This is a genomic window from Ruegeria sp. AG7, assembly GCF_056541545.1.
The window spans coordinates 1-1,044 of record NZ_JBQFYP010000052.1 but is presented as its reverse complement, the minus strand read 5'-3'; the positions used below and the strand labels follow the sequence as shown (position 1 = coordinate 1,044).

The window sequence follows — 1,044 nt, the reverse complement described above, 5'->3', positions numbered from 1 at the left end:
CGGATTTTTCACCCAGTCCTTGTCGGACCGCGATCCTGAGCTTTTTGGCTCGATCCGGTCTGAGCTGGGTCGTCAGCGCGACGAGATCGAGCTGATTGCGTCCGAGAACATCGTCTCTGCCGCCGTGATGGAGGCGCAGGGTTCGGTGATGACCAACAAATATGCCGAAGGCTACCCGGGCCGGCGCTATTACGGGGGCTGCGAGTTTGTTGATATCGCCGAGAATCTGGCCATTGACCGCGCCAAGCAGCTGTTTGGCTGTGGTTTCGCCAATGTGCAGCCGAACTCGGGCAGCCAGGCCAACCAGGGCGTGTTCCAGGCGCTGATCCAGCCCGGCGACACCATTCTGGGCATGAGCCTGGATGCCGGTGGCCACCTGACCCACGGCGCGCGGCCCAACCAGTCGGGCAAGTGGTTCAACGCCGTGCAATACGGCGTGCGCCAGCAGGACAACATGCTGGACTATGATCAGGTCGAGGCGCTGGCGAAAGAGCATAACCCCAAGCTGATCATCGCGGGCGGTTCGGCCATCCCGCGTCAGATCGACTTTGCCCGCATGCGCGAGATCGCCGACATGGTCGGCGCCTATCTGCACGTGGACATGGCGCATTTCGCCGGTCTGGTCGCGGCAGGCGAGCATCCCAGCCCGTTCCCCTACGCGCATGTGGCGACCACCACCACACACAAGACCCTGCGCGGCCCACGTGGGGGCATGATCCTGACCAATGATGAAGATATCGCTAAGAAAGTGAATTCGGCGATCTTCCCCGGCATTCAGGGCGGCCCGCTGATGCATGTGATCGCGGCCAAGGCCGTGGCCTTTGGCGAGGCGCTGCGCCCCGAGTTCAAAAGCTATATCCAGCAGGTCGTGACCAATGCGCAGGCGCTCAGCGATCAGCTGATCAAGGGCGGGCTCGACACCGTGACCCACGGCACCGACACCCATGTGGTGCTGGTTGACCTGCGCCCCAAGGGCGTCAAGGGCAACGCCACCGAAAAGGCCCTGGGCCGGGCGCATATCACCTGCAACAAGAACGGCGTGCC

At 63.0% G+C, this 1,044-nt stretch carries 1 protein-coding gene; it reads left to right on the top strand.

Annotated features, from left to right (window positions below):
* On the top strand, positions 1-1,044 hold a 1,044-nt coding region (gene glyA / locus ACR0BF_RS20315; RefSeq protein ID WP_480625670.1), incomplete at both ends, for a serine hydroxymethyltransferase.